Here is a 24926-nt window from a genome sequence, read left to right as displayed (position 1 = left end):
GACTATCCAGAACAGGGCGGTAGAACACCTTTTCCAGTGGGTGAAACCATTGGGAGGTCTGCGTCATGCCGCCTTTGCAGGAGATCGATCTGATCTGCTGGCACCAGCGTACGCAAGGTCTTGTAAAGCGCGCGGGTTTCCAGCAGGTTCCACACCCGCAACATGGTTTCCAGTGCATCCAGGGGTTTGCTGATGAAGTCCTTGGCTCCCAGTGCCAGGGCGCGCAGACGCGTATCTCGGGTGGCATCGGCGGTGAGCACGAGGACCGGCAGGTATTCGCCGCTGGGAATGCGCCGGTTGAGTTGCTCCAGCACCGCAAACCCGTCGAACTCCGGCATGTGCAAATCGAGAATGACCAGATCCGGCTCGAAGCTGTTGAATAGATCCAGGGTGCGCAGGGGCTGCGTGCTGCTCAAGACGTTGGTCAAACCTTCGCGCGCAAGCAACTGCTCCACCAGGTCCAGATTCGGGCGTTGATCGTCGATGATCAAAATGCGCAGGTCGATGTTCACACAGGCTCCGGAAAGTATTTGTCGAGGTGGGCGAGAAACGCGGGGACGTTGATTGGCTTAGTCAATACGGCCGTCGCTCCGGCTTCTTGCAAGGTCAGGCGGGTGAGGTCGCTGGCGTCGGCGGTAATCATCAGCACCGGTGTATTTTGAGTGATCGCAGATCGGCGCAAGCGCTGCAGCACGTTCAACCCGTCGACGTCGGGCAGTGAAACATCCAGCAGAATCAGCTGTGGTGCGTGCTGTGCTGCCAGGTCCAGCCCCAGTTGGCCTTGCATGCTCGAGAGCAGTTTTATCCCCGGCCTGCGCTGCAGTAAAGTCTCGATCAGCGCCAGGCTGGAGAGGTTGTCTTCAATGCACAATACGTTGCCCTGAATTTCGGGGGCGGCGAGGGCGGGGGCTAACGATCGGGTGTGGATGACTGCTGCGCAGAGGCTGGGGGACTCCAGCAAGCGCACGAATGGCAGCTCCAGCGTGAATCTGGAACCTGAGCCGGATTGGCTCTGCACCGTCAGGCTGCCCTTCATCATTTCCAGCAGGCTTTTACTTAGCGCCAGGCCAAGACCGCTGCCTTCGACGTTCGGATCGGCGTCCAGTCGCTCAAATGGCTTGAACAGTTGACCCAAGTGATCCGCCGCAATGCCGTTGCCGGTATCGCAGACCGACACGGTGATTCGCTGCTGCTCCACCTCGACCTCAATACTCACCTGGCCTTGAGGGCGGTTGTACTTGATGGCATTTGACAGCAGATTCAACAGCACTTGGGTCAGGCGCTGTCGATCAGCGACGATCCCGATGTCAGCGGCCAGCGTTGGCAGCGGCGTCAATTGGATGCCTGCATCGGTGGCCATGGGGGACACCAGCGACAGTGCTTCTTGCAGCGCGATGGCCAAGGCAATTGGCTCGATGTTCAACGGCAGTCGTCCGGCTTCGATCTTGGCAATGTCCAGGACTTCGTTGATCAGCGTCAGCAGGTGTTGGCCTGCGCGCAGGATGTGACCGACCTGCGCCTTTTGCCCCGCAGGCGAGTCCATGTCCAGCAGTTGTGCAAAGCCCAGGATAGAGTTGAGTGGGGTACGCAGTTCGTGGCTCATGCGCGACAGGAACTCGCTTTTGGCGCGGCTGGCGCGTTCGGCTTCCTCGCGGGCTGTGCTCAAGGCAATTTCGGCCGCACGGCGGTCGGTAATGTCGCGTGTGATTTTCGAAAAGCCGCGCAGGGCGCCGGTGCCGTCGTACTGCGCGGTAATCACAACACTGGCCCAGAAGCGCGTGCCGTCCTGGCGGCAGCGCCAGCCTTCTTCCATATAATGGCCGTTGCGGGTGGCCTCGCTCAGTGCCATATCAGGGTGTTGTGGGCACTCTTGCGGCAGGTAGAACACTGAGAAATGCTGGCCGATGATTTCCTGTTCGGTGTAGCCCTTGATCCGTTCGGCGCCAGCGTTCCAACTGGTAACGTGACCCGCCGTATCGAGGGCGAAAATCCCGTAGTCCTTAACCCCATCGATGATCAGCCGCAGGCGCTCCTCGTTTTCGCGCAACGCGCGTTCGCGCTCGGCCAGCAGTGCCCCGGCTTCCACCAGGCGCGTGCCCAGTTGACCAATCTCGTCTTTTTCCGGTGGCTGTGGCCGCAAGGGTTGGCCGAGGGCCAGGCGTTGCGCATTGCCTTGGACGTTCTGCACCCGTGCAACAATGCCCTTGGACAGAAACAGCACCGCGACGATTGCACCAAATAGTCCGCAGATGGCGGCCAGCCAGGTGGACAGTAACAACCGTTGGCGAGTCTCTGATGCCGCGGCCGTGCGCTCGGCCAGCAACGAGTCCTCGAGCGTGAGCATGGCGCTGATGTGTCGACGCAACTCATCAAGGATGTGTTTGTTGCTGACCAAGATGTTGGTAATCGACTCAGGGCTCGTCGTCGGGTCGCCAAGCATGTCCTCCAGTCCATCGATTTTGTTGTTGATCAGCGGCCTGATGGCCGTCAGTTGCTCACGCACTCGCTGATCGCGCACGTTGCTGTCGAGCCGGCGCAGGGCTGATTCAATCTGGGGCTTGGCGTTCAAGTATCCCGGCAGGAAATCCTCACTGCGTGTCAGCAGGTAACCGCGCACGCTGGCGGCTGCTTCGGCGAGCAGGGTGTGCACGGCCTGGATGTCACCTTGCACCCGCAGTACCCTGCGCACGTCCTCTTCCGCGCGAGCGGTCTGCCGTTCGGTGGTGTAGATCAGCACCAGGGACAACAACAGCACCACCAGCGGCAAGGAAATCACCACCAGCGCCTTGCCGCGCAAGGGTAGGTCAGCCCAACGCCTGGCGTAGAACACGTTCATGATTGCGTCACCAGGCCTAGCGCGATACCACGGACGGCGGCTTGGGTTCGATCGGCCGCACCGAGCTTGCCGATGACCCGTTCAACGTGAGCCTTGGCCGTGCCGGTGGTAATCCCCAGGTTTTCCCCGATTTCGCGGTTGCTCATGCCGTTTGCCACCAGTGCGAGCACCTGGCGCTCCCGTGGGGTGAGGTTTTCAGTCGGGACAGCGCCGCTTGCGTTGCGCTCGGTCATGCGTCGCAACAGTCGGGCGCTGACTGCACTATTGAGGGCTTCTTCACCGGCCGCTACCCGTTGCAACGCATCGATCACCTCATCACGGCTGGCGTCTTTGAGCAGGTAGCCCACTGCGCCAGCATTCATGGCCGCTTCCAGATGATCGGGGCTGTCGTCCATGGTGAAAATAACTACTTTTAGGGCCGGCAGGCGCTGTTGCAGCAGGCGTGCAGCCCCCAGGCCATTGAGCACCGGCATCCGGATATCGAGGATGACGATATCCGGCAGCAACTGTTCGCACAGTTCCACCGCTTGCTGGCCATCGCGGGCTTGGCCGACCACGTCGAATTGCGGGTGACCGGCCAGCAGGGCGACGAAACCGGTGCGCGTGACTTCATGATCGTCCGCCAGCACCAGACGCAAGACGTGGCTCATTGAGAAGCTCCCTCAAGGTAGACAGGCACGCGGGCGTGCAGTTGTGTGCCGCCGTCGATCACGCTGACGCAGGTGAAGCGGCCGCCGAGCAGGCTGGCGCGTTCGTGCATGGTGGCAAGGCCCAAATGCTGAACATCATGTGCGTCGAGCATCTGGCCTGCGCAGAAGCCTTTACCATTGTCTTGCACTCGAAGTGAGGCCTGGCCGTCATGCAGTTCCAGTGTCAGTTGGACTTGGCTGGCCTGCGCATGCTTGAGGATATTGTTGATCGCCTCCTGGCCAATCCTGAACAAGGCGATTTCCACCTGGCTGGGCAACCGCGCCTCGCTGCGCGTGATCCACTGCACGCTGATTCCAGCTTCACGCAGGCGATCGGCCTCTTTGTCGAGCGCTTTGGATAAGCCGAAATCATCCAGCACCGTTGGTCGCAGGCCTGCAATCAGCTGTCGGCCCTCACCCACAGAGTGCTGGGCCAGGGTCAGAATTGCCTGCAAGTCTGCTGCCAGTGTGTCTGGCAGCGTCGGGCAGCGGCCGGCAAAACCTTGCAGGCGCTGATGCAACCCAGCGAGGGTCTGAGCCAGGCCATCGTGAAGGTCGTAGGCTACGCGTTTGCGTTCGTCTTCCTGTGCGCGAAACAGCCGATTGACCAAGTCCGACAGCGTGCGATCTCGCGTCAAGAGCGCCTTCAATAACCGATCATTCTCAAGGTGCGCGGCCAGCAGCGTGGCGAGCAACTGCAGTGATTCGCTGTCATCATTATCCGGCGCGCGCAGCAACACACTGTTGGCCAGGAGCAGAGCGCCAAAGGCAGCGCCGTCGCTGCCGCGCAACGGTACCTGCAACATACTGGGCAGGCCATCCGCTGCAAGCTCTTGCCAGCACGGCGCTTTCAAGCTGCGGTCGACGACAGCAACCAGGCTGAGCAGTCGAGCAGGAGGGCCATGCCGGGCGGTGGTACTGATGCCGCCCTCGTTGTCCCATTCCAGCAGCACCCCATGGTCCATCGCAAGGAAGGCGCATGCCCGCGCCAGCACGCGTTCGCGCATGGCATCCGGGGTTAGTTGGGTCAACTCCTGGCCGGTATCGACCAACAGCCGCAGGCGCGCTGAACGGCTCTCCGATTGGCGATAGTGAGCGCGGATGGCCAAGGCACTACCAGGGTCGTGGGGTGGGTTTTGCATGCTTCAGCTCCGGTGCTACAGGCCTGTGGGCGCAGGGGCTAATTAAACCTTGCCGGGCATGTCGAGCGCCATCTGCCAAATGGCATAGGCAAATGACTCCGGTTGGCCGATGTCGGGTAGCCGGCAGGTTGGCAAAGTGGGCTCAACGAACACCACTGGAGTATCGCAATGAAATTCAAAACTGCATCGATCGCCCTGATTTTCGCCTTGAGCGCACCGTTTGTTCAGGCTGCCGAGACGGCACCCTATGTCTACCGTGACACTGCGCAAGCGCCTGCGAATGTGAAAGACCGAGAGATTGCCGGTTTGTTTGACCGTTGGAACAGCACGTTGCAGGCCGGTAACGTCCAAAAAGTGGTCGACCTGTATGCGCCGGGCGCCGTGTTGCAGCCAACCGTGTCCAACCAGGTACGCACTACGCCAGCGCAGATCAAAGACTACTTTGATCACTTCATGGCGCTCAAGCCTGTTGGGCAGATCAACTACCGCGAGATCCGCCAGTTGGGCAGCAACGTGGCGATGGACAGTGGTGTGTACACGTTCACCCTGACCGAGGCGGACGGCAAGATCCGTCACGTGCAGGCACGCTACACCTTCGTCTACGAGCAGGTCGGGGGGCAATGGAAGATTCTCAACCACCATTCTTCGGCCATGCCAGAAGTACAGGTGAAACACGCTAAGCAGTAAAGCTTGATAAAAATGTCCACGTTCCGTGCGGATGTGGACATTTTTGGGTGCATGGCGTCAGCTACTGTTGCTATGGCCGCAACCTGCTCGGCGCGGCTTGTATGTAAATGCGTTCACCCTGATATCAATACGCCGCTGTATAAATCGCCAAGGCATCATCCTCAAGGACTGTGCGCGGATTATTAACCAGTAGTCGCTGCTGCTGCATTGCATTGCGGGCCAGCTCCGGCAGGCTTTCCAGGGTGACCCCAGCGTCTCTCAAGCGCAAAGGCAACCCGACGGCGGCATGCACCCGTTGCATCTCCGAAAGGAACTGCGCCGCCGCATCGCCAGGCACCAGCCGCTCACCCAGCACACAAGGGGCGAGTTCGGCATAGAGCGCACGCGCGTGGGATAGGTTGAACGCCAACACCTGGTTGAGCACCAGCGCGTTGGACAGCCCATGGGGCAGGTGGAACGTGGTGCCCAACGGGTACGCCAGTGCATGCACCGCGGCCACCGGTGCGTTGGCAAACGCTTGGCCGGCCAGGCACGCGCCCAGCAGCATGGCCTGGCGTGCTTCAAGGTCCAGCGGCTCACGCACCGCTTGCTCAAGGTTGGCACTCAGCAGACGCAGGGCTTCACGGGCCAGCAGGTCGGAGATCGGGTTTTTGCGCAGCTTGCTGGTGTAGGCCTCGATGGCATGGACCATCGCGTCGATGCCCGTCGCGGCGGTGACCGGACCGGGCAGGCCGACCGTCAACTGCGCGTCAAGAATGGCCAGGTCCGGTAGCAACTGCTGGGACACCACGCCGGACTTGCCGGTGGCGGTGGTCACGATGGAGATCGGCGTGACTTCCGAGCCGGTGCCGGCCGTGGTCGGTACCTGGATCAGCGGCAGGCGCGCACCGCTGGCCTGGTTGACGCCGTAGATATCGCTCAGGTCCTGGCGTTGTTCGGGGTGGGCCAGGTAGGCGACCAGCTTGGCGGTGTCCATGGAGCTGCCGCCACCGAAGCCGACGATCAAGTCGGCGGCCATCGCCCGCGCCTGTGCAGTGGCAGCAAGCACCAGTTCCTCGGCTGGGTCGGCGAGGACGTCACTGAAAACCTGCAGGTTGATCCCCGCTGCCGCGAAGCCGGGCAGCACCGAGTCGAGCAGGTTGTGGCGCAGGATGCCCGCGTCGGTTATCAGCAGCACGTTGCGCGCACCTCGTGCGGCGCAATGCTCGGCCAGTTGTTGGGCGGCGCCGCTGGCGCAGATCAGGTGGGCGGTAGTGCTGAAATTGAAAGCTTGCATGAATATCCTCTGCTTATTCAGGTTGAGGGGGCAGGCCGGCATCAATGATGTCTTGGGCGACCGCCTCCATGCTGGTGCGGCTGGCCATGGCGTCTCGTTGCAGGCGGCGGTGGGCGTCGTTTTCACCGATGCGATGGCGGGCCATCAACAGGGCCTTGGCCATGGATATCTTGGTAACTGCCGGTTGCCGGGTTTGCAATTTGCGCAGTTGCGCCAGCATGTCGATACGCGCGCGCCAAGCGGCACGGGCCATCAGCAACTGGGTCAACAGGCCGAAGGGCCGCAGCGGACGTTCGATCACTGCGGCCGGCTGGGTTTCCAGCACCAGTTGCAGCATCGAGGGGTTTTCATAACCCACCACGGCGATGATCGGCGGCGCCTGCTCGCTCAGGCCCTCGACCAGCACCTGGGTATTCAGGCGCTGGCTGAGTTCCACGGCAAGCAACACCACATCGGTGTGCGCCGGCAAGTGCACAGGCACCGGCCAGCATTGCTCGACGATACAGCCAATACGCTGCAGCTGGTCCAGCACCACGCGCGCTTCGCCATCCACCGGGTGAATGACCAGCACCCGCAGGCCCTTGAGCTCGCGCAACAGTGACGGTGCGTTGGTCATCTCGCACTCCCGCTGTTCATGGCTGCACGTCCAGTTGGTAGTCGACCATATAGGGGCTGGGTTTCACCGGCTGCTCGCTTTGCACCACCAACTCGAAACGGCGCTGGCGGTCGAGGCGGGCGATGCGTGGCCAGAGCCAGGTGTGCTGGGTGTCCGGGTCGACCTGCACGCGGCCCTGGGGTGCCTCGAACTGTGCGCCGGCGAGTGCATGGCGCAATGCTTCGATGGATGGGCCATCCGAGCGCCGAGCCGCTTCAGCGAACAGATGCACCTGGAAGTAGGCCGCCTCGGCCCCCGCCGTCAGCGGCGCTTCGTCACCGAAGCGCGCGCGATAACGCGCGACAAAGGCCTGGCTGGCGGGCGTTTGCAAGGTCGAGAACCAGGGCGCCGCCGAGACGTGCCCCTCGGCTTCCTCATCGGTCATGCGCAGCACGTCGACTTCGTTGGTGGCGAGGCTGACGATGGGCATGCGCGTCGGGTCGAATCCAGCGTGCCTATACGCCTGGTGCAGAGCCGGAATATCGCTGCCGACGATGGTCGAGTAGATCGCATCGGGTGCGGTGTCGCGCGTCCGTTGCATAACCCGTTCGAAGTCCTCGGCGGTCGCGTGGAATGGCAGGTAGATCTCATCCACCACTTCGCCGCCGGCCTGCTCGAATAGCTCGCGCATGATGCGGTTGGACTCGAAGGGGTACACGTACGAGCCGCCGACGAACAGCACCCGGTTGCCGAAATGCTCCAGCACATAGCGCGCCAGTTGCACTGAGTTCTGATTTGGCGCGGAGCCGGTGTAGAAGCAATAGGGCGAGTATTCAAACCCTTCGTAGAGGGTCGGGTAGAACAACAGCCGGCGTCGGCTTTCCACCACCGGCAGCACCAGCTTGCGGGTACTCGACATATGCGTGCCAAACAGCACCTGCACCTGATGCTCGTCACACAGGCGCACGGCGCTGTCACGGTAGTCCGCTGGGTCCCCGCCGGGGTGGCCGTCGACCGGCACCAGCGGCCGGCCATGGATGCCTCCGGCGCTGTTGACCTCGGCGATTGCCAGATGAGTAGCATTGGCCTGGGTGGTCTCCGAGGCAGCGGTCAGGCTGCTCTCGGAAAACAGCAGGCCGACTTTGTAGTCAGAGGTGCTCATGAAGTCAGGCTTTCCCAGTCGATATGTTGTTCAAACGCGTGTGCGGCCTGGTACAGGGTGGCTTCATCATAGTCCCGCGCCACCAGCATCATGCCCACCGGCAGGCCGGCGGCAAGCCCGCAGGGAATCGACAGGGCAGGGTGCCCGGTCACATCGAACGGCGCGGTGTTCGCGTTCATTTCCAGAGCCCGTTGCACCCACTCGCTGGCCGAGGCGTCTGCCGTCGGTAGCTTGGGCGCCTTCAGCGGCACGGTGGGCATCAGCAGCACATCGAAATCCTGGAATTGCTGGTCGTAGGCCGCGCGCAGCTGTCGAGCGGCGTTCTGCGCCTTGGCGTAATACTGGCCGCCGAAGCGTCGGTAGGCATATTCACCTGCCAGCAGGCAGGTTTTCAGGTCATGGGGAAATTGCCCGGCCTTGCTCTGCCAATCCTGTTGCGCGCTCATCAGGCTTTGTACGTACAGGCCTTTCCAGTTCGAACCGTAATTGTAGCCGCGCAATAACTGCGTGGTGCCTTCCACCGCAATCGGCGTCCAGATTGCATGGCCCAGGGCGTGCAGCGGGATCGAGATATCTTCGACACTGGCCCCCAGGGTTTCGAACAGGGCCGCCGCACGGCGCACCGCTGCGTCCACATCGGCTTCGGAGTTGGCATGCCCGAAGCCCTCGCGCACTACACCAATGCGCAACCCCTTGCAGCCCTTGCCCAGGGCCTGGGTGTAGGCCTCGGTCGGCACGATGCGGTCCTGCCGGGGGTCGAGGCCATCGGCGCCGGCCAGCACTTCCAGCAGCAGGGCGTTGTCGGCGATGTTGGCGCTCATTATCCCGGCGTGGTCGAGTGTCATCTCGATGGGCATGATGCCGGTGTAGGGGATCAGCCCGTGGGTCGGCTTCAGGCCATAGATGCCGGAGTAGGCGGCCGGGATGCGCACCGAGCCACCCTGATCGGTGCCGATGCCCAGATCCACTTCACCGGCAGCGATCAACGCCGCGCAGCCCGACGACGAACCACCCGTGGAATGCCCCGGATTACGCGGGTTGTGCACCGCGCCGGTGGCGTTGGTATGGCTGCTGCCCGACACGCAGAAGAACTCGCAATGGGCTTTGCCGAGGATCTGCCCGGCGGCGTCCAGCACACGGGTAGCAACGGTGGCGTCGAGGTCCGGCACGTAACCGTGCAAGGTCGAGGCACCGTTCATCATCGGCACGCCGGCCAGGCAAATATTGTCCTTGAGCGCCACGCGCTTGCCGGCCAGCTTGCCCGCTGCGGCGCCCTGCACATCGGTGCGAACGTACCAGGCGTTGTAGCGGTTGTCCTCAGGCACATAGCCTGGGCCCCTTGGGTAGCGCGATGCCGGCGGCGGGCTGGCGAGTTGGTCCAGGCGGTCGTAGCCCTGCCATACGGACTTGAGAATTTCGGCGTATTCGCTCAGCAGTGGCGCGGTCAGCTCCAGGCCCAGGCAGTGGCCGACCTCGGTGAGGTCGGCCAGGGAAGGTCGTTGAATAGACATGAGAAATTCCTTATGAATGAAAGCCCATGAAGCGCTCAGCGATGGCCTCGGCGCTGGTGAGGGCTGGGTCGACCTCGTCCACCAGTTGGCCGTTCTCGATGATCAGGATGCGGTCGGACAGCGCACTGAGAAACTCGATGTCCTGTTCCACCAGGATCACTGCCAGGCTTTGCTCCACGCGCAGGCGTTGCAGGGTTTCAATGATCTCGTCGCAAATCGACGGTTGAATACCTTCGGTGGGCTCGTCGAGCAGGATGATTTTCGGATTGCCACACAGGCAGCGGGCCAGGGCCAACAGCTGTTGCTCTCCGCCGGACAGTGCGCCGCCAGGTTGGTCGAGCAAGCGTTGCAAGCGCGGGAAATACGCCAGGATGCGTTCGATGGTGACGTCCGCACCGGCGAATGCCTTCACGCAGCCCATGCGCAGGTTTTCCCGCACGCTCAGGTACGGAAATATCTGCCGGCCCTGGGGTACATAGCCGATGCCCGCGCGCGCGCGTTGATGAGCGGCGGCCTTGCTCAAATCCTCACCGCCCAAGTGCAGACTGCCCGCCATGGCCGGTAACTCGCCCATCAGCGCGCGCAACAAGGTGGTCTTGCCCATGCCATTACGCCCGAGCACCCCCACGCAGGTGTTTGCCGCGCTGCTCAGGCGGATATCGCGCAATACCGGAATGCGGCCGTAACCGGCAGATAAACCGATGACTTCAAGCATGTTTGATCTCCTGCTTGCCCAGGTACGCTTCGCGCACGGCCGGGTCCTGGGTCACCTCGGCAAAGCTGCCTTGGGCCAGGATCGCGCCTTGGTTGAATACGGTGACGGTACCGGCAATCAAACGGATGAACTCCATATCGTGCTCGACCACCACCACGGTGCTGTGGGTATTGATCTCTTTGATCAGCGCGGCGGTCTTGCGCACTTCCTGATAGGTCATGCCGGCGGCCGGTTCGTCCAGCAGCACGAGCGCCGGTCGTGAGGCGAGGATCATGCCCAGCTCGACCCATTGGCGTTGGCCGTGGGCCAGGTCGCCCACCAGGCGTGAGCGCAGGTCCGTCAAGCCGATGCGTTCCAGGGTCTGCTCGGCGGTGTCGCGCGCCGCTCCAGGGGCTTGCAGGCGACTGGCGGCCAGGCGCAGGTTTTCCAGCACATCCAGCCCATCGAACACGCTGGGGGCCTGGGTCTTGATGCCGATGCCGAGCCGGGCGACCTGATGCGGTGTCAGCCCGCAAATGCGTTGGCCCTTGAAGTGGTACACGCCACGTGTGGGCTTGAGTTGGCCGCTGAGCATTTTGAAGAAGGTACTTTTACCGGCGCCGTTGGGCCCGATCAGGCAGCGCAGTTCACCGCTTTGTAGGGTGAAATCCACGGCGTTCACGGCATGGACGCCGCCGAAGCTGATGCCCAATCCTTGAGTTTGCAGCAGGGTCATAGCGCGCGCTCCTGTGTGCGGATCGGTCGTGTATTACGCGGGCAGACACGGGACGCCAACGTCCCCAACGATGGCAGCAAACCGCGCGGCAACAGCATGACGAAAGTCAACAGGATCAAGCCCAGCACGAAGCCGCTGTCGACATACTGTTGTTCACCCAAGCGCGCCATCAGCGCCTGGATGCCGATGCATGCCAGAATCGGCCCGAACAAGGTGCCGCGTCCGCCGACGATGACCCAGATGATGATCTGCGCCGACTGCGCGAGCCCGAACACGCCGGGGCTGACAAACGCGCCCCAGTTGGCGAACAGGCAACCCGCCAGCCCGGCGATGCCGCCACCGAGGCTGAACACGATCAGCTTGTGCAGGCGCGTGTCGTAGCCCAGCAACCCTGCGCGTTGTTCGTTCTCGCGGATTGCCACCACCACTTTGCCGAAGCGGCTGGCGAGCAGCCTCCGCAGGCCCAGGTAGCACAGAATCAGCGCGCCGCCGATCACCTGGAACAGAGTTTCCGGTTCCAGTACCCGATCCGGGTTGAACGGCACATTGAGCGTAGGAATCGCCGGGATGCCGTTGAACCCGCCGAGCAGCGCGCTACCGATGTGGTACTCAGAGCCGGAGGTGGAGTTCATCACATTGAACAGAATCAAGGTGACCGCCAGAGTAATCACCCCCAGGTACACGTCGCTGATACCGCCGTAAAACATGAAGTAACCCATGGCGGCGGCTACCAGTGCGGGTACCGCGATGGCCAGCAGCACCGGCCAGGTGCTGTCGCCGATGTTCAACACCCCGATCGCATAGGCATAGGCCCCCAGCCCAAAAAACGCTGCCTGGCCGAAGCACAGGATGCCGCCAAAGCCCCAGATAAACGCCAGGCTCAGGGCCAACAGCGCCATTACCAGGTAGATGGTCAGGGACAGCAAGGTGAACAGGTCCAGCCACTGCGGCAGTACTGCCACCAGCACGGCGGCCAGGGCGCAGCCGAGCACGGGTAAAAGCGTGCGGGTATCAACAGGCATCAGAACGCCCTCCGAAAGAAACGACCGGTAATGCCCTGAGGCAGTACCCGAATCAACACAATGGCCGCGAGCAACAACGCCACTTCACCGAACACCGGGGTGCTGAAGAACGTCACCACCTGGCTGATCACCCCAAAGCCACCGGCCGCGCTGAGCGTACCGGTGATCACCGCACTGCCGCCGCCGATCACCGTGATGAAGGCCTTGGCGATGTAGCTGGCGCCCAGGGTCGGAATCACCCCGGTCAACGGCGCCAGTACCGCACCGCCCAAGCCAGCGAGTGCCGCGCCCAAGCCAAAGGTCAGGCTATAGATGCGTCCGGGATTGGCCCCCAGTGCCGCCGCCATCTTGGCGTTTTGCATGGTGGCGCGGGCACACAGGCCGAAGTGGGTAAAACGCAGCAGCACCCACATGCCCAGCAACACGGCACAGGCCACGGCGATTACAAACAGCCCGTAGCCGCTGGTTTGATAAGCGCCGAGGGTGATGCCGGGCAGCGGTGAACTGATGCCCACCGTGGTATTGCCGAACAACATGGTGGCGGCGCCGGTCAGCGCCAGGCTCAGGCCCCAGGTGGCGAGCATGGTGTCAATCATGCGGCCATACAGGTGACGCATCAGCAGGCGCTCCACCAGCATGCCGAACAGTCCCACGCTTAAGGGCGCGAGCACCAGGATCGAAATCCAGATAGGTACGTGCAGGTTATGGGTGGCGAGCACTGCGACGTAACCGCCGAGCATCATGAATTCGCCGTGGGCCAGGTTGATGATTTTCATCATCCCGAACACCACCGCCAGGCCGATGCTCAACAGCACCAGTGTGGCGATGGCACCCACGATCTGCAGGGAAAAAATGGCAGCCCAATCCATGTCCGTCTCCTTACAGCGCGATGCTGTATTGTTTGGCGTCGCGCGGGTTCTTCACCAGGTCGCACACGGCGGCGGTGTCGGACGGCGCTTGCTGGGCGAAGCTTTCAACCACTTCCAGGCGGCGGTCGCGGACTTCGGCGATGTGCACGTCGAGCACACAGTGATGGGTCGCCGGGTCAATGCTGACCTTGCCGCTGGGCAGGTCCAGGCTGATGCCTTTTTCCAGCGCCTGGGTCACGGCCATACGTTCCACCGTGCCCGCCTGGCGCACGCCTTCGGCCCACAGCATCATGCCCTGGTAGGCGCCCATGGCCAGTTCGGTGATGTACGGGTAATCCGCGCCGAAACGTGTGTGGAAGCGTTCGACGAACGCCTGGTTCTGCGGCGTGGCCAGTTCCTGCACATAGTTCTGGCAAATGAGGATGCCGTTGCATTCTTCCGGCGACAGCACGATGTGCTCGTTACCGCCGGCAAAGGTGGTGGACGCAATCGGCAGTTTGCCGGTCATGCCCGCAGCCTTCCACTGGCGATAGAACGACATGTGCGCGCCACCCACCAGCGCCGACCAGACGAAGTCCGGTTTGGCTTCCTGGATCTTCGAGATGGTCGCGCCAAAGTTGGTCACGTCCAGTGGGAAGAACTCGATGCCGACGCTTTGCCCGCCTGCTTGCTCGACGTACTTCTTGACCCAGGCGGTGACGATTTGCCCATAGTTGTAGTCCGCCGCGACGATGTAGACCTTCTTGCCCCACTTTTTCGTGACATGGGACACCAGCTTCTCGACGGTCTGGCCGGGTGTCACGCCGGTGCCGAAGAAGTTGCGGTCGCACACGCCACCTTCGTACTGGTTGTTATAGAAATACAGGGTCTTGTAGCGGTCCAGCACCGGGCGCACCACCTCCCGCGAGGCGGAAGTGATACCGGCGTGCACCACCGCCGCACGGTCCTTGAGCGCCGCCTGTTGGGCGTACTGCGCGTAGAGCTGCATGTTCGACTGGGTGTCGTACTTGATCAGGTTCAGCGGGCGGCCGAGCAAGCCGCCGGCGCTGTTGAGTTCTTCGACCGCGAAGGTCAGGGCGTCGACGATGGGCTTGCCGTAGATGTCCAGGCCACCGGAGTTGTCGTAGAGCGAGGCGATATTGATCGCGTCCTCGGCGGCAAACGCCGAGAAACTCTTCAAGCTCAAGGTGGACAATGCAGCAGCGGAAATAGCGGACGTACGCAGGAAAGCACGACGATTCATAGCCATTCTGGAAACTCCTGGAAGCCAGACCCGCACGTCGACCGCAACCCGGCGTAGGCAGCCCGAATAGGGGCCGGCAGCAGGGGGGGATAGGTGAGCAAAGGTCTGGAAGAAATGCAGGCGGGGGAAGGAGGGCCTGATTTCACATACCGACGACGCTGTCGGCTGGATGTATGGGTCGCTTCACTTGAAGACGGCAGCCGCATCGTTGAGGCTGGGTCACCCATCGCATAGGGATGGGGGAAACGAATACCGCAAGGAGCGGCGGCATTACGAAAGCAAGCTTCAGGCCATAATCTCTATATTTTTGATTTTAAAGGGAGTGATGATTTCGCTGAAGTGTTGCCGCGCCCTAAAAAATGTCACCTGGGTAGAATCGACGCACTGAATGCGCACGTTTGGGACGTTTGTCCTTCTTGGGTAAAGTTGGCCACTGATAACCCGTACTGAGCGCAGCGGAATCATGGCTGGGGGCAGCCTTTTTCGGGAAAAAGAAATTAGCCTAGGCTTTCGGGCGGATATGGACGCACTGCCGGTCCAGGAGCTCAACAAGTTCGATTACGCCTCCATCCATGAAGGGAAAATGCGCGCCTGTGGCCACGATGGACACTGTGCAATGTTGCTGGCAGCTGCGTTTGAACTCGCGCACACGCGACGAATAGACGGCACGCTGTATTTCATTTTTCAGCCTGCCGAGGAAAGTGCCGCTGGGGCCCGACGCATGATTGAGGATGGCCTGTTCGAGCTGTTTCCCATGGAAGCGGTTTTTGGCATGCACAACTGGCCCGGTCTGGGTGCCGGGCAGTTTGCTGTTCATCCCGGGGCGATGATGGCGTCCGATACCGAGTTTCGTATCCGCTTGGTCGGCAAGGGCGGACATGCGGCCTTGCCGCAGCAATGCATCGATCCTTTGCAGCCCTTGATGCACATTGCCCAGGCGATGCAGAGCATTATTACGCGAAATCTGGGTACACAGGATCCAGCGGTTATTTCCGTCACATACCTTCAAGCTGGCATTGATGCGAGTCTGACGGTCATACCCGATGAGGCCTGGCTGGGAGGCACGTTCCGGGCATTTTCCCGTGGTGCCATGAAACTTGATTGAAAGGCGCATGAGGGAGATCGCCACGGGCGTCGCCGAAGCTTTCGGATGCCGCGTGGAAACTTTGTTCAAATCCGACTATCCGCCCCTGATCAATCACCCGCACGAGACAGCCCTGTGCATCGAGGTCTTGCGCGAGTTGCTTGGCGAAGAGCAGGTCATCACCAACGGCAAGCCCACCATGGCCGCGGAAGACTTTGCCCATATGCTCGAGCATAAACCCGGGTGCTACGTATTCATCGGTAACGGTGAGGGCGCTCATCGTGGTATCGGCCATGGTTCGGGACCTTGTGTTCTGCACAACGCGAGTTTTGATTTCAACGACGACATCTTGCCGATCGGAGCGACTTACTGGGTTCGTTTAGCTGAAACCTGGTTTTCGGAGGCCACACTGAAACAACCCTTGGTGCAGCAACGCTGATCTAACGCTTGAATATCTTGATAAACTCCCAATCCATTTGGAGACGCTATGAAACTGGTTAAAAGTATCCGCCTGAAAGTTTTGCCTGAGCTTTATTCAATTTCCCGTCTGGACAGCAAAGATCCGATTCCTGCCTGGGCGGATGGGGACGGGTTCGTAAGCATCGCGCGCTCTGCCGATGAGCTTTCCATTGTTTGCCATCAGAGTCGCGTGCCCGAAGGTATCAAAAGCGATCGCGACTGGAGTTGCATCCAGCTCGTTGGGCCCTTCGCATTCGATGAAACGGGTATTGTGCTGTCGGTCGTTCGGCCGTTGACCGAAGCCTGTTTCGGCGTATTCGTGGTTTCCACCTTCGATGGCGACTTCCTGCTGCTGAAGACAGACCAGTTCGCCGAGGGGCTTGCAGTGCTTCGTGAAGCCGGTCATCAGATACTGGACTGATCTCATCACACGTGGCGTCGAGTAGCTCATCAACTGACACCCAGAATAGAGTCAACCCCCGCTGGCTTTATTCGGCAACGCCGGTTTTATCGGCGATTCAATCAGTGCACACAATCGAATGTACTTAACTGAATTTAAATTCGCGGCCAACCGGAGTCATTTTTTCCCACTCTTCATCGATCACTGGCACTCGTGTTTCAGCTAACAACATGGCGAGCGAAAGCGCCGATGGTCCGGAAGGTTTGTTGCCGGACCGAGGCTGTGCATCCGAATCGGGCTGCTGCCGAACGTACACATCAGTTCTATTGCGCCGTTTTTTTGAGCCCATACCTTACCTCCATCATCGATAAGAGTTTAGTCGTGAGTACGTGCGCGTAAAGCCGGCTTTGCCGGAAAGCGACCATGGGTAGGCTTTGACGCCATCATTGCTCACCAACCCTGATAGACGCAGTTGGTTCAGCGGGGAACCCCTGAATTTATCGGGGGCCATTCTTGAGGAGTGCGCGTATCTCAGCGCTTGGGATAAGGACGTTATGTCCTGATTGTTAAAGTCAGCAGCTGCCAATCGGTCGAGCCGTTTGGCAGCTTTCTGAAAACTACCTTGCAGCTTTCTCGATCAGCGTGGCTACTGCTTTTGGATTCGAAATCATCACGACGTGGGAACCTCCTTTGACGACTACAGTTTGCTTCGAGTGGGCTCGTTCAGCCATGAAAGCCAAAGCCTTAGGCGGAATGTTTTTGTCGGCATCACCGTAAACAAACCAGGAAGGTATGGTTTTCCAACCCGGCTCTGTTGCAGCTTCATTCAAAGCCGCAACAGTCACCGGCCGTTGGCCTGCAGCCATCAGACGGGCGTCTGCCGCAGGAACATCCGCAGCGAACTGATCGTGAAACTTATCCTGTTGGATATACAAATCTTTACCGCCGTCAGCCAGGTCTACAGGTGCAGCCAGTGCCGAAGCCAACGTGCCACCTGGGAACCGTCCTGACAACTCTGCTGCTGTTTCACCTGCTTCCGGAGCAAAAGCTGCTACGTAAACCAGACTTTTCACATTCTGATTTCCATATGCCGCTTCGCTGATGACTGGGCCACCGTAGGAATGGCCAACAAGTACCACTGGGGTCTTTACGCTTTTCACTATGCTGGCGACAAATTGAGCGTCGCTCGCAACTCCACGCAATGGGTTCGCCGCCGCAATTACAGGATAACCGTCCTTTTCCAAGATTTTAATGACGCCGTTCCAGCTTGAAGAGTCTGCGAAAGCACCGTGAACAAGGATCACGGTGGGCTTAACGTCCGCTGCATTCGCGAAGCTTGCAGTAGCGAGGGCGGTGGCTAAAGCCAAACCTGAGAAAATCTTTTTCATTGCATGTCTACCAGTGGTCGCCTGATAAGGCTGGGAAGTATATTGCGCGCTAACTAATCGCTATAGGATCAATAGTGCGACAGATAAAATATTCTGTCAATAGCTTGCGATTGAATCGTGCACGTAATAATTTGCCTTCAAATTGAGATGTAGGAGGTACAGGTGTCTACTCAAGATATGAGCGACGATGAAGACTTCGCGCCGCTAAGTGATTTTTTGTGTTTTTCGATCTACTCGGCAGGCCATGCCCTGACGCAGTTCTACCGGCCGATCTTGGAGGCTATTGGTCTGACGTATCCGCAGTACTTGCTCATGGTCGCGTTGTGGGCAAAGGATGATCAGATAATCAAAGACCTGGGTAGCGCACTTTTCCTAGAGTCGAGCACGCTTACACCGCTGGTGAAACGGCTTGAAGCCGCGGGATTAGTGTCGCGCAGACGTGATCAGCAGGATGAGCGCCAAGTACGGGTAAAACTGACTGACGAGGGGAGGGCGTTGAAAACCCAAGCGCTGAAAGTGCCGAAATGCATTCAAGCGGCCGTAGGGCTGAGCAAAGACAACGTCATGCAAATACAGGCAGCCGTAGCCGGTATCCGCGATCAACTGATCAAAATCAAAGAAGACTAGGCTGATGCGAGCCAGCACCTACAAGCAGTCACCTTGCCATGGCTATGTCGAGTTCTAGATAAAGAGGCAGCGATGGTCTCAGCCCCGTAGCGTTGCGTCCCGGGGGGAGTGACCGAAGCAAGATTTGTAGGCCCGGCTGAATGCTGCGTCGGACGCATAGCCTACCGGAACGCCTGACTGCGCGACTGCTGAGCAAAACCGTCAAGGACAAGTGCGCATAGTCGAGGACAAGCTCGCGATTTACGAACTGATCGCGTCCCATCCACCGAGTGCCGATACCGGGCATGCCCACTACAGGTTATCGGCGTATCAGGACGATGGCGTATTCGACCGAGGCCCAACGCTCGGCGGTGCCCAGGGCGCCAGGGAAATCGCTGCTTTTATCCAAAGGCCCGAACATGAAGCTGCTATCCGTGGCGGACTGGCTCATTTCACCGGTCTGCCACTGATTGACCTGCGTGGCGACCAAGCCATTGTGACGTCCTATTTGATGATCGTGCACCTGGATCACGAGGGTGCCAAACGTGTCTACATCACTGGGGCGCTCGGCGGCAACGCTTGAGGCGGCGGCCGCGAAATTGGGCGAGAGGACGGTAGCGGTGGTGTCCGATATTGCCACGCAGGCCGACCTTGATGCGCTCAAGGCATTGGTTGAACAACAAGACGAGCGATTGGACGCAGTGTTCGCCAACGCAGGCATCTGCGAAAAAACCGGTTGGCGATACCACCAAGGCTGCGTACTACACGACGTTCGACATCAACGTCAAAGGTGTGTTCTTCACGGTTCAGACGCTCCTGCCCTTGATGAAAGACGGCGCGGCGATCGTGCTGACGGCCTCCATTTGCTCCAGCAACTAAGCTTCTACAATGCTTCCAAGGCGGCTGTGCGCTCCTTCATACGCACGTGGGCGAATGAGCTCAAAGGCCGGAAAATCCGCACCAATGTGCTCAGCCCTGGTTTCACCCGCACGCGGTTGATGGATAACGGCTTGAAAATGGATGAGGCCCAGATCGAAGCCCTGCGCCAGCATGTGGCGCAAATCGTGCCGCTGGGTTACATGGCCGATCCTTCGGAAATCGCCAGTGCAGCGTTGCTTCTAGCGTCGGCCGATGCCCAATATGTCAACGGTGTGGAGCTGATGGTCGACGGTGGCCTGTCGCAAATCTGACGGCGATTTACGCCGGATGCCCGACTGAAAACCGCCGCATCGCGATCAGCACCGGCAGGAACTGGCGGCCCGCGTCCGAGAGTTGGTACTCAACCCTGAGTGGCTTCTCGCCAAAGTCGATCCGCTCGATCAGGCCGTCTTCGGCCAGGTCGCGCAGATGGGCCGTCAGCACCTTCTGGGAAATGCCCGGCAGGTCGCGTTTCAGTTGCAGGGTGCGCATCGACGGGTCTGCGTAGAGCCTGAAGAGAATGGGCAATTTCCAGCGCCCCTGAATCATTCGAACGACCCGCGCGACATGCGCAACCGAGCCCTCGGGCCCGAGGCAGGTCTCGCGTTCCTCTTTGCCGATAGGCACATAAAAGTGCGTACTGGTCTGATCGGTCATCTCACTCTACCTTGCGAATCAACCTGTTTTGGAAAGGAGTGGGTCAGTGGATTTGCAACTGGGCGCAAAAAAGGCATTGGTCACCGGCAGCAGCAAAGGCATCGGCGAAGCGATTGCGCGCAAACTGGCGGCGGAGCACGCCGTGGTCATCGTGCATGGCCGTGACAGGGCGCAGGCGCAACGGGTGGCCGACGATATCACGAACCTCGGCGGCCGCGCGCATGTGGTAGTGGGTGACCTGACAGACCCCGAACAGGTGCGCCAGATGCTTGAGTCGGCGCACCGGCTGGCCGGCCCTATCGATATCCTGATCAACAACGCGGGCGGCTCCGGTGGGGTCAAGGAAGACTGGAACACGACGCGTCCTGAGTCGTGGGAAGCAGCCTATGATCGAAATGTGCTGGCGGCGCTACGGGTCAGCACCGCCTTGCTGCCGGCCATGCGGGCGGCGCAGTGGGGGCGCGTCATCAATATTTCCAGCCTGGCAGCCACCATGCCGCCGCCGTCGGCGCCGGACTATTCGGCGTGCAAGGCGGCCATGAATGCCATGACGGCGTCCATGGCCAAGGCGGTGGCGGCCGATGGCGTCACCGTCAACGCTGTGTCGCCCGGGACTATCCACAGTGCAGCGCTTGACGCACGGTTTCGTGAAGTCGCCCAGGCGCGTGGTGTGGCGGGCAAAGACGCGCCGTGGGAGGACATCGAGCGCGCAGTGCTGCCGATGTTTGCCCAGGTGCCGATGGGGCGGGTCGGGCGGCTGGAGGAAATCGCCGCCGCCGTGGCATTCCTCGCCAGCCCGGTTGCCGGTTATATCACCGGGATGAACCTGCGGGTCGACGGAGGGTTGTCGCCGGTGTTGTGACGGCGTCGAGGGGTATCCCGAGTTGCCTGGAGTGTCGGCACGGCTTAGGCTTTGCGGCTACTCAGGGAATCCGACGCTATGGTCATCGCCATTTCCGTTCAACGCCTTCTACGGTGAGGACGGTGCATGGCGCAATGCTTTCCGCTCGGGCGTACGGCGATGTAAATATATTGGGTGCAATCACTCAGCCATTATTGGACCGGTTTGTAATCACTCAAGGCTGAAGTCTGCGGGAGTCCCCAGGTCCTGAATCTTGGTTACAGCAGGTTAACCCACTAGACATTGTGGTCCACATCCCCCCAATTCTGTTGATGTCCATCGACGGTTAAAGCCTTGCGCAGGCGTAACGGCCGAGCCCTGGGCGAGTGCGATGGAGGTTGAACAGTTTCGGTTGGTATCCATGTGAGTACGCTTGCTGTCTGCACCAAGGCAGTGGCGGACACATTCAAGGCGCATTCGAAGGGGACCCCGACGATATAAATGTTTCTACAAGCATTGTTGCGCCACGCGGTCGGATCTTGGACATGCTCGGTACTCTGCTCCCCAACGCAGGTGGCTTCGTCAGGGGCCTCTCCGGCAAAATCGCAAAGCAGGACCGCTGATGCCCCAGGTGTGGTTCGAACGCCCCTGCTTGCGACGTAGGGCGTCATCCTTCGGCATGCAAATAGTTGTTGAAGCATGACATCGACGTCCGGTCGGCGCGACAAGTGTGTGGCTGCCTCCGATTGTGCGTTTGCGCTGGCCGGACCGGGCGGCAATTGGGGGGGCTTGAACTGAGCTTTCAGCAACGCCGGGAAGTCCGGGCTAGCGGCTTTCTCGCTCGAATTATTAGTGAGTTGCGCGGCCTTTGATAAAGCATAAGGCACAGGCAGCGGCGCGGAAATCATGGTCATAATAGATCCTCATCATCAGGCTCTGGCGAATTCCTTGATTCGAAAATAACTATCTACTAATTGGAAGGTAATCTCAGCCTAAAACTACCCAACGCGAGTTTAGATTTCGATCAGGCCGTTCCAATCATCTCGTCTGCCAAGTCGGCGAGTGCGCGAAGCCGGTCCTTCTGCCGCATATCGTTGTGGTATCCCATCCAAATATCGCGCTCGGGCGGCGGCTCGCCGGTGTCTAACAGTTTGAGCGCGGGTAACTGGTCACCCAGAACGCGCGGCAATACGGCACCGCCCAGTTCAAGGGCGCACATCTGCGCCTGAGCCGTACGGCTGCTACTGGTGAGCACGGCTCTGGCCCGTAGGTACAGCGTTTTTAACCAGAGCGCATCGGGATAATGCGCTTGCGAAGTGTTCATGGTAATCAGGTCGACGCCTTCACCATCAGTTCGAGGCAGGAACGGCGACTGATTATTCACGTACAGTCCGTAGCTAAGCGTAACGAGCCGGCGTCGGACGATGTCGGGCTCGGTGAAAGGGACGATCCTAAGAGCAATATCCGTTTCCCTGCGTGCCAGATCGAACAATCGGTGCCCTGCAATCACCTCGGGCACGATTAAAGGATGACGCCTAATTAGTTCGCTCAGGACGGGACCTGGCACGTAACTGGCGAACCAGTCTGCAGAAGAGATCCGCAACTGGCCTTCAGGCTGATTGCTCTCGCCCGCGATTCACCGTTCAATCATCAGCGCGCCGCGTTCTATTTCCTCGGCCAGTTCGAAAATGCGTTCACCGCTGTCGGTTAACAACAGCCCTGACACAGTGCGGCGGAAGAACACCTCGCCACCGGCCTGCTCAAGTAAATGAAGGCGTCGCCCCACAGAGGGGTGTCTGACGCCAACAGCTTGGCTTCCGTTTGGGGCAAAGAGGTCTCTACGAAACCCGGGGCGATTCACCGTAAGCGCTGACGTGATCATCGACGTTTCAGCTCTGTGCCTGTCGAGCAAGGTGCGCGCCTTCTTTTCGGAGTACAAATATCTGCATCGCAACGCCTACGACGAGTGCAAGGGCGATCAAACCGAGCGCGCCTTTAAGCAGGGGCGAATTCGGGCCAGTCACGATGGGGTTTCCATCGGGAACTCGGCGCAACGTCTCCGAGACACTCGGGACCATTAGCAGGAATGCCGTCACGCTCAAGAGAATGGTCTCAAGGTAAGTCCCCGTCCGCCCCAGCCACGGCACGAAACCGACCCCGTAACCGGCGAGCAACATCAAGGTCGTCACCGCCCCGATCACCGGGCTAATCGGTTGATGGGCCACCAGGAACACCGTGAGGCCGCCGATCAGCATTGAGACGAAATATGCGAGACCGGCTCGCGACCGGGGAACGATGCGCCCGTGCTTGATGAACATGTAACCGGCCAATGGGATGGCTGGCAGGCTCCCGAGCGTGTGTATCCAGCCAAGAGGAGAGATCCCGAACATTTGACTATTCCTTATTGATTGAATGATGTGCATAACGCCGCAGACGCGCCCCAGTTGCTGATCAGCCGCGTAAAGACGTTATGATTCCGACGTTCAGACTATTGAAGACGTGGCCGGACCGACATGACGGATTTACTTGAAAGCTTGACCATTCTTCCGGAGATGCAGCTAGAGGGACTGGCCACAGGGGATCTGCTCTCGCAGGTCCTGGCTCAGATCCGTCTGACCGGAGACCGCGTCTACTCCATCACGCTGGCGTCGGGGGAACGACTGGGACTGGACGAGAGAAGCTCGCACATCTGCGTCCTGCAAAAGGGGCAGTTGCATATCGAAGGCGCCGACGGTCAGACCCAGTCGATCGAGCAAGGCGACATTCTGCTGCTGCCCCACGCCCCGTCCTCGTTGACCATTACCGCATCCCAAGGCCCGGCAGCGCTGGTGATCTGCCGATTCTGGTTCGATGCCAGCAGCTTCCAGGCCATGCTGTTCGCCCTGCCTTGGTTGATCCATATCAAGCAGGCCGAAGCTGCCGCGTGGGCCGAAGGCATCCTGCACTTCATGCTGATTGAGGTCAATGACACACAGCCCGGTGGAGCCCTGATGGTGTCGCGCCTCATCGATCTGATCGTCATTCGAATCCTGCGCACTTGGGTTCAGCACGGCATGGCCTCCGGCTGGCTCGGGGGCTTGTCAGACCCGCGCATCGCCCGAACCCTCAAGGCCATCCACGAAAAGCCCGGACAACAGTGGCGTATCGATGCACTCGCGACGATCGCGGGCATGTCACGGTCCAGCTTCTGCGACCGGTTCAGTGCACTGGTGGGACGCTCGCCTCTTCGATATCAGAATGAGTGGCGACTGACCCTGGCGAAAACGATGTTGGCCCGTAATAACAGTCGCATTGGCGAGGTAGGTTTCGCAATTGGCTACGAGTCCGAAGCTTCTTTTAGCCGCGCCTACAAGGCGTATTTCGGGCGCTCCCCTCGGGACGACAACAGTCAGGGAGGGGGCGAAGAGTCACGCTGAAAAAGCGTTGGACCCACACTGTGTCTTCAGACGAGGTCATGGCACGGTGGCATCCAGACGGCCCAACCGTTGCAGCGGATGATCGCGATGTTTCAGGGGGGAGGAGGGCCGGCTCAGTTCCATCGTTGGCAAAATCCATCTGGTGCAGCACCGCGTCGGATGACGCGGCCGTGAATGCGTCTTTCATTTTGGAATCTTGCCTGGAATCAAACAGACTCGACGCCGCTGCATACCGATGATCTCGCGCCCCGGCACGAGTGAGCGTTCTCGCAACTTACCTTGGTGAAACAATGACGACGCTATTGGTCGGTAGCGATGCGGCGCGAGCGGCTGCCTTTGACCCAAATCGAACACCCTCATCATCTGGAAACTCCCATGTGAGGCGCTCTTAAATGCTTGGGGAAGCGCTCAGTCAGAAAGGCGCGCCGACCCCCGGCAAGGTGGTTTTCGCTTAACCCACACGTTTCAATTTCCGGCTGATTTCGCCAAGGGTTTCCAGCTGCGCCTGAATCGGTCGAACTCCGGAACGGGCTAACGGTTGCCCCATGGAAGAATCCTTGAGCAGCAGGTTGGAGCCTTCAAGGTCGTACGAGGCCGCGAGTTTCCGATGTTCACGTGAGTTGTAGATATCGTCAGGGTTGGCCACCATTGCAAAGTCGTCCTGATGCTGACTCGCCATGGGCGGCCTGGACCAG

The 24926-nt window shown here is 60.1% G+C and carries 28 protein-coding genes and 1 pseudogene; 9 read left to right on the top strand and 20 right to left on the bottom strand.

All coding sequences use genetic code 11. The annotated features are described in order from the left end of the window. Window positions 1-2: 2 nt before the first annotated feature. From GIR22_RS09350 to GIR22_RS09335, 4 genes are read right to left on the bottom strand one after another with little or no spacing between them, the layout of a single operon-like run. Window positions 3-512 carry a response regulator gene (locus GIR22_RS09350; protein ID WP_343039646.1) on the bottom strand — a complete coding sequence of 170 codons (510 nt, stop codon included), beginning with the start codon at window positions 510-512 and terminating at the stop codon, window positions 3-5. Then, window positions 509-2836 carry an ATP-binding protein gene (locus tag GIR22_RS09345; protein ID WP_154743056.1) on the bottom strand — a complete coding sequence of 776 codons (2328 nt, stop codon included), beginning with the start codon at window positions 2834-2836 and terminating at the stop codon, window positions 509-511. Before GIR22_RS09345 ends, GIR22_RS09350 begins: the two co-directional genes overlap by 4 nt. After that, entirely contained in the window at window positions 2833-3486 is a 654-nt protein-coding gene (locus GIR22_RS09340) for a response regulator (protein WP_154743055.1), read from the bottom strand. Before GIR22_RS09340 ends, GIR22_RS09345 begins: the two co-directional genes overlap by 4 nt. Continuing rightward, a complete protein-coding gene (locus GIR22_RS09335; protein WP_154743054.1) occupies window positions 3483-4667 on the bottom strand; it encodes a sensor histidine kinase in 1185 nt (394 codons plus the stop codon). Before GIR22_RS09335 ends, GIR22_RS09340 begins: the two co-directional genes overlap by 4 nt. A gap of 168 nt (window positions 4668-4835) precedes the next feature. On the opposite strand from GIR22_RS09335, the gene GIR22_RS09330 reads away from it, so the two are divergent. Beyond that, the gene (locus GIR22_RS09330; RefSeq protein WP_154743053.1) at window positions 4836-5354 is read left to right on the top strand and encodes an SgcJ/EcaC family oxidoreductase; all 519 of its coding nucleotides are present in this window, start codon (window positions 4836-4838) and stop codon (window positions 5352-5354) included. 124 nt (window positions 5355-5478) lie between these two features. Here GIR22_RS09330 and GIR22_RS09325 read toward each other — a convergent pair whose 3' ends face one another. The 9 genes from GIR22_RS09325 to GIR22_RS09285 are packed head-to-tail and all read right to left on the bottom strand — an operon-like array spanning window position 5479 to window position 14468. Continuing rightward, the gene (locus tag GIR22_RS09325) at window positions 5479-6630 is read right to left on the bottom strand and encodes an iron-containing alcohol dehydrogenase (RefSeq protein ID WP_154743052.1); all 1152 of its coding nucleotides are present in this window, start codon (window positions 6628-6630) and stop codon (window positions 5479-5481) included. Window positions 6631-6643: 13 nt separating this feature from the next. Continuing rightward, complete coding sequence (locus tag GIR22_RS09320; protein ID WP_154743051.1) at window positions 6644-7246, bottom strand: ANTAR domain-containing response regulator; 603 nt, start codon at window positions 7244-7246, stop codon at window positions 6644-6646. Between the two features lie 16 nt (window positions 7247-7262). Then, window positions 7263-8387, bottom strand: coding sequence for a transporter substrate-binding domain-containing protein (locus tag GIR22_RS09315; RefSeq protein WP_154743050.1), 1125 nt, complete (start codon window positions 8385-8387; stop codon window positions 7263-7265). Further along, window positions 8384-9898: an amidase gene (locus GIR22_RS09310; RefSeq protein ID WP_154743049.1), complete on the bottom strand. Its 1515-nt coding sequence runs from the start codon at window positions 9896-9898 to the stop codon at window positions 8384-8386. The genes GIR22_RS09315 and GIR22_RS09310 overlap by 4 nt, the downstream gene beginning before the upstream one ends. A 10-nt stretch (window positions 9899-9908) precedes the next feature. After that, the gene (locus GIR22_RS09305; RefSeq protein ID WP_154743048.1) at window positions 9909-10613 is read right to left on the bottom strand and encodes an ABC transporter ATP-binding protein; all 705 of its coding nucleotides are present in this window, start codon (window positions 10611-10613) and stop codon (window positions 9909-9911) included. Then, complete coding sequence (locus GIR22_RS09300; protein WP_154743047.1) at window positions 10606-11328, bottom strand: ATP-binding cassette domain-containing protein; 723 nt, start codon at window positions 11326-11328, stop codon at window positions 10606-10608. The genes GIR22_RS09305 and GIR22_RS09300 overlap by 8 nt, the downstream gene beginning before the upstream one ends. Further along, window positions 11325-12350 (bottom strand): ABC transporter permease subunit, encoded by a 1026-nt coding sequence (locus GIR22_RS09295; protein ID WP_154743046.1) that lies wholly within the window; start codon window positions 12348-12350, stop codon window positions 11325-11327. The genes GIR22_RS09300 and GIR22_RS09295 overlap by 4 nt, the downstream gene beginning before the upstream one ends. Beyond that, entirely contained in the window at window positions 12350-13219 is an 870-nt protein-coding gene (locus tag GIR22_RS09290) for an ABC transporter permease subunit (protein WP_154743045.1), read from the bottom strand. The genes GIR22_RS09295 and GIR22_RS09290 overlap by 1 nt, the downstream gene beginning before the upstream one ends. A gap of 10 nt (window positions 13220-13229) precedes the next feature. Then, a complete protein-coding gene (locus GIR22_RS09285) occupies window positions 13230-14468 on the bottom strand; it encodes an urea ABC transporter substrate-binding protein (protein ID WP_154743044.1) in 1239 nt (412 codons plus the stop codon). A gap of 457 nt (window positions 14469-14925) precedes the next feature. Between GIR22_RS09285 and GIR22_RS26125 the strand changes: the two genes are divergently transcribed. From GIR22_RS26125 to GIR22_RS09275, 3 genes are read left to right on the top strand one after another with little or no spacing between them, the layout of a single operon-like run. Beyond that, window positions 14926-15567 carry an amidohydrolase gene (locus tag GIR22_RS26125; RefSeq protein ID WP_218581655.1) on the top strand — a complete coding sequence of 214 codons (642 nt, stop codon included), beginning with the start codon at window positions 14926-14928 and terminating at the stop codon, window positions 15565-15567. Window positions 15568-15574: 7 nt separating this feature from the next. Beyond that, entirely contained in the window at window positions 15575-15985 is a 411-nt protein-coding gene (locus GIR22_RS26120; RefSeq protein WP_218581654.1) for a M20/M25/M40 family metallo-hydrolase, read from the top strand. Window positions 15986-16033: 48 nt separating this feature from the next. Beyond that, the gene (locus tag GIR22_RS09275; RefSeq protein WP_154743043.1) at window positions 16034-16426 is read left to right on the top strand and encodes an ACT domain-containing protein; all 393 of its coding nucleotides are present in this window, start codon (window positions 16034-16036) and stop codon (window positions 16424-16426) included. 124 nt (window positions 16427-16550) lie between these two features. Here the strand turns inward: GIR22_RS09275 and GIR22_RS09270 are convergent, their stop codons facing one another. Next, the gene (locus tag GIR22_RS09270; protein ID WP_154743042.1) at window positions 16551-16754 is read right to left on the bottom strand and encodes a hypothetical protein; all 204 of its coding nucleotides are present in this window, start codon (window positions 16752-16754) and stop codon (window positions 16551-16553) included. A gap of 268 nt (window positions 16755-17022) precedes the next feature. Beyond that, complete coding sequence (locus GIR22_RS09265) at window positions 17023-17793, bottom strand: alpha/beta fold hydrolase (protein WP_154743041.1); 771 nt, start codon at window positions 17791-17793, stop codon at window positions 17023-17025. A gap of 177 nt (window positions 17794-17970) precedes the next feature. On the opposite strand from GIR22_RS09265, the gene GIR22_RS09260 reads away from it, so the two are divergent. The 3 genes and pseudogenes from GIR22_RS09260 to GIR22_RS09250 all read left to right on the top strand — a co-directional run bounded on the left by GIR22_RS09260 (window position 17971) and on the right by GIR22_RS09250 (window position 19589). Next, entirely contained in the window at window positions 17971-18420 is a 450-nt protein-coding gene (locus GIR22_RS09260) for a MarR family winged helix-turn-helix transcriptional regulator (protein WP_154743118.1), read from the top strand. 211 nt (window positions 18421-18631) lie between these two features. Further along, complete coding sequence (locus GIR22_RS09255; protein ID WP_154743040.1) at window positions 18632-18982, top strand: nuclear transport factor 2 family protein; 351 nt, start codon at window positions 18632-18634, stop codon at window positions 18980-18982. A gap of 71 nt (window positions 18983-19053) precedes the next feature. Continuing rightward, a pseudogene (locus GIR22_RS09250) lies at window positions 19054-19589 on the top strand (SDR family oxidoreductase). Between the two features lie 7 nt (window positions 19590-19596). Here GIR22_RS09250 and GIR22_RS09245 read toward each other — a convergent pair. Then, entirely contained in the window at window positions 19597-19974 is a 378-nt protein-coding gene (locus tag GIR22_RS09245; protein ID WP_154743038.1) for a winged helix-turn-helix transcriptional regulator, read from the bottom strand. A 46-nt stretch (window positions 19975-20020) separates the two neighbouring features. Between GIR22_RS09245 and GIR22_RS09240 the strand changes: the two genes are divergently transcribed. Further along, window positions 20021-20836, top strand: a complete 816-nt coding sequence (locus tag GIR22_RS09240) for an SDR family NAD(P)-dependent oxidoreductase (protein WP_178122170.1) — start codon at window positions 20021-20023, stop codon at window positions 20834-20836. Between the two features lie 1003 nt (window positions 20837-21839). On the opposite strand, the gene GIR22_RS09235 is transcribed toward GIR22_RS09240, so the two are convergent. The 3 genes from GIR22_RS09235 to GIR22_RS09230 all read right to left on the bottom strand — a co-directional run bounded on the left by GIR22_RS09235 (window position 21840) and on the right by GIR22_RS09230 (window position 23205). After that, a complete protein-coding gene (locus GIR22_RS09235; protein WP_343039647.1) occupies window positions 21840-22451 on the bottom strand; it encodes a substrate-binding domain-containing protein in 612 nt (203 codons plus the stop codon). Beyond that, entirely contained in the window at window positions 22452-22601 is a 150-nt protein-coding gene (locus GIR22_RS26365) for a hypothetical protein (protein ID WP_246208151.1), read from the bottom strand. It abuts the gene before it with no gap. Between the two features lie 103 nt (window positions 22602-22704). Then, window positions 22705-23205 (bottom strand): hypothetical protein, encoded by a 501-nt coding sequence (locus GIR22_RS09230; RefSeq protein ID WP_154743036.1) that lies wholly within the window; start codon window positions 23203-23205, stop codon window positions 22705-22707. A 123-nt stretch (window positions 23206-23328) separates the two neighbouring features. Between GIR22_RS09230 and GIR22_RS09225 the strand changes: the two genes are divergently transcribed. Continuing rightward, on the top strand, window positions 23329-24231 hold the full coding sequence (locus GIR22_RS09225; RefSeq protein ID WP_154743035.1) for an AraC family transcriptional regulator: 903 nt from the start codon (window positions 23329-23331) through the stop codon (window positions 24229-24231). Between the two features lie 451 nt (window positions 24232-24682). Here the strand turns inward: GIR22_RS09225 and GIR22_RS09220 are convergent, their stop codons facing one another. After that, window positions 24683-24910, bottom strand: coding sequence for a membrane dipeptidase (locus GIR22_RS09220; protein WP_154743034.1), 228 nt, complete (start codon window positions 24908-24910; stop codon window positions 24683-24685). Window positions 24911-24926: the final 16 nt, after the last annotated feature.

Source organism: Pseudomonas karstica (genome assembly GCF_009707515.1).
GTDB lineage: Bacteria > Pseudomonadota > Gammaproteobacteria > Pseudomonadales > Pseudomonadaceae > Aquipseudomonas > Aquipseudomonas karstica.
Note: the sequence above shows the minus strand (reverse complement) of the source record. Positions and strands in the feature narration are given on the sequence as shown.